The organism is Thalassospira sp. UBA1131, assembly GCF_002311515.1.
GTDB lineage: Bacteria > Pseudomonadota > Alphaproteobacteria > Rhodospirillales > Thalassospiraceae > Thalassospira.
The window spans coordinates 120920-126254 of sequence record NZ_DCAO01000065.1; the positions used below are offsets into that span (position 1 = coordinate 120920).

At 58.6% G+C, this 5335-nt stretch carries 5 protein-coding genes; 1 reads left to right on the plus strand and 4 read right to left on the minus strand.

Annotated elements, in window-relative coordinates; translation table 11 throughout:
* The coding region (locus tag B3Z49_RS10435) for a pentapeptide repeat-containing protein (protein ID WP_296990613.1) at window positions 1-525 on the plus strand (525 nt) is incomplete at its 5' end.
* Here B3Z49_RS10435 and B3Z49_RS10440 read toward each other — a convergent pair.
* The 4 genes from B3Z49_RS10440 to B3Z49_RS10455 all read right to left on the minus strand — a co-directional run.
* Window positions 522-1037 (minus strand): GNAT family N-acetyltransferase, encoded by a 516-nt coding sequence (locus B3Z49_RS10440; protein ID WP_296990615.1) that lies wholly within the window; start codon window positions 1035-1037, stop codon window positions 522-524. The genes B3Z49_RS10435 and B3Z49_RS10440 overlap by 4 nt on opposite strands.
* 8 nt (window positions 1038-1045) lie before the next feature.
* Window positions 1046-3007 carry a DNA mismatch repair endonuclease MutL gene (gene mutL, locus B3Z49_RS10445; RefSeq protein WP_296990617.1) on the minus strand — a complete coding sequence of 654 codons (1962 nt, stop codon included), beginning with the start codon at window positions 3005-3007 and terminating at the stop codon, window positions 1046-1048.
* A 116-nt stretch (window positions 3008-3123) separates the two neighbouring features.
* Window positions 3124-4455, minus strand: a complete 1332-nt coding sequence (locus tag B3Z49_RS10450) for a M16 family metallopeptidase (protein WP_296990619.1) — start codon at window positions 4453-4455, stop codon at window positions 3124-3126.
* A gap of 1 nt (window position 4456) precedes the next feature.
* Window positions 4457-5335: M16 family metallopeptidase (locus tag B3Z49_RS10455; protein ID WP_296990621.1), on the minus strand; the 879-nt coding region annotated here is incomplete at its 5' end.

A 5335-nucleotide genomic window follows, 5' to 3' on the forward strand; every position in this document is an offset into this window, starting at 1 on the left:
GCAGAAGACGAGGAACTCGTCGAGATTGACCTGCACGCGGCGTTGATCAGTCACAAGCTTTGGGTGGATACCGGCGGGCGCGAAGGTGCGGTGATGTCCATCGAACATGCCGATCTGCGCGAGGCCGAGCTGGAAGGCATTGATCTCAGCCGGTGTGGATTGCCGTTTGCCAGTTTCCATCGTGCCAATTGCAAGGATGCGGTTTTGCGCCGGTGCAACCTGGTTGCCGCTGACTTTGGTGAAAGCAATCTGGACAACGCCAACTTGGCCGCAAGCCGCCTTTCAGGCGCACGGTTTAGCAAGGCTATGATGCGCAACACGGTGTTTTTGGGATCGGACCTGTCGAATGCCAATTTCCGGGGTCTCAAGATGGTCAATTGTGACCTGAGCGGCACCAATCTGGCCGGAACGGATTTCCGCGATGCGGATCTGAGCGGCACGCGCGGGCTGTTTGCCGAGCAGATCCAGCGGGCACGCGTCAACGCCAATACGCGCCTGCCCCACGACCTGAAGCTGCGCGATTAGTCGAGATCACAGACCATATGCAGGCTGGGAAAACGGAAGTCCGGCGCAAAAGGCGCTTCGAAATCACCGATCACCCGAAAGCCAAGTGATTCATAAAACCGCCTGGCTGTGAGCGTTGAATAGCATTCAAAGCGCGTGACATTTTCCGATGCCTTGGCGTCGCTTACGCAGCGATCAAACAGCATACTGGCAATGCCCTTGCGCGCGTGATCGGGATCGACGGCGAAATGCCGGACATGGGCAAGACCCGGTTGGACATCACCATCCCGGCTTCCGGGCCGAACCGCCGTCCAGCCGCCTGCGCCAACAACGTCGCCGGCCTCTGTCCTGGCGATGTAATAGGTGCCTGAACTTAATAACTCGGGCTTTGCAAAGGTTAGAAACGGCATGGCGCGTTCAAGCATTTCCGGCGCATAGTCATGGGCCAGAAACGTCGCATAAGACCGCGCAAACAAGGCACGGATGGCCGGGGCATCGTCAAGGGTCGCGATATGAAGCGTGATCGCCGCCATCTGTTTTCCTACCTGCGGCCAAACATCTTTTCGATGTCGTTAAGCTTAAGCTCAACATAGGTCGGGCGGCCATGGTTGCATTGGCCTGAATGCGGGGTGGCTTCCATCTGGCGCAGAAGTGCGTTCATTTCATCGGCATTTAGCTTGCGCCCGGACCGAACCGAACCGTGGCACGCCATGGTGGCGCAGACATACATTAGCCGATCTTTTAGCGCCATGCCCTGACCCAGCTCGGCAATTTCATCGGCCATGTCACGCACCAGTGCGCTGACATCAACCTTTCCCAGCATGGCCGGCACTTCGCGGACAACAATCGCACCGGGGCCAAACGGCTCGATCACCAGACCCAGTTCGGCAAACTCGTCTGCCCGGTCGGCAATGCGATCTGCAGATGCTTCATCGAGTTCGACCACTTCGGGCAGCAACAGCCCTTGTCGCTTCACGCCGCTTTCGGCCAAGTCGGCCTTCATGCGTTCATAGACAATGCGCTCGTGTGCGGCGTGCTGATCGACAATCACCAGACCATCGCGGGTCTGGGCGATGATGTAGTTGGCATGGACCTGCCCGCGCGCAGCCCCCAGCGGATGATCAACAAACTTGCCTTCATCGGCGATGTTATCAATGCGCGCAGACGGTGCGGCAGCGTCATAGCCACCCGAAAGGGCTGCCGCCGCGGCGGCCGCAAAACCGCCCTCGCCGCCTGCGATGTTAGCGCTACCACCCGATCCACCAAACTCGCGCCCGCGATCAAACAGACCGCCATAGCTTCCTTGATTTTCCATCGGGGACTGGGCGGCATAATTGCGCTCAATCGCCGCATGGCCCGGCACGTTTGGCTGATAATGTCCGATGTTAAATCCGCTCCCGCCGCCGCTTCGTGCGCCACCGCCATAAGGAAGTGAGGGTCCCTCACCTTCGCGGCGCACCGCCCCCAAGGCTATATCGGCCACCGTGGTCGAGGCACGATGCCCCGCCCCGGCCAGCGCATGTTTGAGTGCGCCGACAATCAGGCCACGCACCATGCCGGGATCGCGGAAGCGGACCTCCGTCTTGCCGGGATGGACGTTGACGTCAACATCGCGCGGGGAAAGCTCAAAGAACAGCGCCAATAACGGATGGCGATCGCGCGCCAGGAAATCCTGATAGGCGCCGCGCACTGCGCCCTGCAGAAGCCGGTCCTTGACCGGACGGCCATTGACAAACATGAACTGCATCTGGGCATTGCCACGGTTCAATGTCGGCACCCCGGCATAGCCGGTCAGGCGGATGCCTTCACGCTCTGCCTCGATCTGAAGGGCATTGTCCTGAAACTCGCGGCCCATCACCGCGCCCAGCCGTTTCAGACGGGCATCAAACAAATCACCCTCGCAGGCCGGGTAATTCAGGATGGTTTTGTTGTTATCACCACTGAGTGTAAAGCCGACATCCGGGCGCGCCATGGCCAGTCGATCCATGATTTCGCGCGCATACATCTGTTCGGTCCGCGCGGTTTTCAGGAACTTCAGGCGCGCTGGTGTGGCATAGAAAAGATCACGCACCTCGACCCGTGTGCCATAGGGATGGGCGGCCGGTTCCGGTGCGCCCTTGGCCCCGCCTTCCACCGCCAGCGTCCAGGCATTTTCAGAGCCGCGTACCCGGCTGGTCAAACGCATGCGCGACACCGACCCAATCGATGGCAAGGCCTCGCCGCGAAAACCCATGAAACCGATGTTAAACAGATCATCATCGGGCAGCTTGGATGTCGCGTGGCGTTCGACGGCCAGTGCCAGTTCTTCCGGCGTCATGCCCTTGCCGTCATCGGTAACGGATAACAATGTCCGACCGCCATCGCGCAGATTGACATCCACCTTGGTCGCCCCGGCATCCAACGCGTTTTCCACCAGTTCCTTCAGCGCGGCCGCAGGACGTTCGACCACCTCACCGGCGGCAATCTGGTTGATCAGGTTCTGTGGCAGGACGCGCAGGGTCATGAAGGCGGTGCTCGTGATGTTTGTCTTGATTGGGATGAACCTATCAAAGCACAAAGCGCGGCGAAATCCCTTTCACCGCGCTTTGTAACTTTTAAGGCCCAATGGCTCGTCTGCGATCAGAAGGTCAGATCACCTTCCGGCTTGCCGACCACGGTGACTGTAACATTGGCCGGGTCCATCAGACTTGCTGCCACGCGGTTGACGTCATCAAGCGTGACGGCATTGACCATGTCATTGCGACGATCAAGGAAGTCCATGCCAAGGTCTTCCTTTTGCATGCCGACCAGCATGCCCGACAGGTTGCCAAGGCTGGTAAAGCGCAGCGGGAAGGCCCCGGTGAGGTAGGCCTTGGCATTATCAAGTTCTTCCTGATCAATGCCGTCCTGCTTCATCTTGGTCCATTCGGTACTGATCAGCGACAGGCTTTGCCCAATCGCGTCATTGCGCGTGGCAACCCCGCCCATCATCATGTCGGCATGGTCAAGATTGGCGAGGTAGCTGTAAACGCCATAAGCCAATCCACGCTTTTCACGGACTTCCTCAGTCAGGCGGGATGAGAAACCGCCACCGCCAAGGATGTAATTCATCACATAGGCCGCATAGAAATCCGGATCCTGGCGTTCGATGCCTTTCTGGCCCCAAATTGCCTGACTTTGCGGGATGTCCTGTTCGATCACGTCGATATCGCCATAGGTCGGCGTGACATCGGCGATCTTGGGCAGGTCGCTTTTCGCGGGCAACGCCCCAAAGGCCTCGTCGAGCAGCGGACCAAGTTCTTCGGCAGTGATATCACCGGCAACCCCGACAATAAGGTTGTCCTTGGCAAAGGCGCGGCGCACGAAGCCACGAAAATCATTGGCGTTCAAACCGGCCACGGTTTCCAGCGTGCCTGAGACCGGCCGACCATAGGGATGATCGCCAAAGATCGAGGCAAAGAACGTGCGGCTGGCGATATCACGCGGATCGGTTTCGGCCCGTTTGAGGCCTGAAACAACCTGTGCACGGATACGTTCAACCGCCTCGTCATCAAAGCGCGGCTCTGACAGGGCCAGACGCAACAGATCAATCGCGGTATCGCGTTCACGCGTTAGCGTGGTGAGCGATCCGGCAAAATCATCACGCCCGGCATCAAAGGAAAGACCGATCGACCGGTTTTCCATTTCACTGCGGAAGGTCTGGCTGTCCATGGCACCTGCACCTTCATCAATCAGGCCCGATACCATGTTGGCCAAGCCAAGCTTGCCATCCGGATCAGTTGCCGCCCCCGCACCGGTAAAAGCGATATCCATGGTCATCAGCGGGTTCATGTGATCTTCGATCAGCCAGGCGCGAATGCCGCCGTCTGAAATCACTTCCTGTACCTCGACCGCCTTGGCCTGTTGCGCAAAACCAAAGCCAAGCGTTGTCGCAAAGGCCACACCGGCAATCTGTTTAAACAACTTGTTCATATCAGTGCACTCCTTCGCCAGAGGTGATCGGAAGAGCCGCACCAGCGCCCGTGACCGGGCCACCTTCGGGCGGCATCAGCCAGCCAGTAACGGATTTCTTGGCATCAAAGACGCGCTTGGCAGCGTCATTGACCTGATCCACCGTCACGGCCGAAATCCGATCCGGCCAGCTTTCGACCTGATCCACGGTCAAACCGACCGCAAGTGACTGACCGAGCACACGCGCACCGGCCGACAACGAATCACGGGCGAAGACCGCACTATCAAGCAGCTTCTGCTTGGCGCGGTCGAGTTCATCTTGCGTCACACCGTCGGCAACGACCTTGGCAATTTCGGCCTCGACCGCCTTTTCAAGGTCGGCCAGATCGACATCGCCACGCGGAACGGCATAGACACCGAAGCTTGCCAGATCGACCGCGACCGGGTCATAGAAGGTGCCAACGCTTGAGGCGATTTCCTGATCAACTACAAGCGCCTTGAAGAAGCGGCTGGTGGTGCCCGATCCGATGATTTCGCTGAGCACATCAAGCGGCGCGGCATCAGCCGCATCGGTATTATAGGACGGTGCAAGATAATAGCGCGACCAGGATGCCTGACCGACCTGCGGGTCACGCATGGTTACCTTGCGCGGGGCATGCTGAACCGGTTCCTGAACACGGTTGCGGGTCATGTCCTTACCGCGCGGGATGACACCATAATATTTTTCGGCCATCGGCAGCAGCTCATCCATGGTGATGTCGCCGGCAACAACCAGAATGGCATTATTGGGCGCATACCAGTCGCGATAGAATTCAAGTGCATCTTCGGTGGAAAGTTTTTCCATTTCATGGCGCCAGCCAATGATCGACCGACCATAGGGATGCGCCATATAAAGCGATGC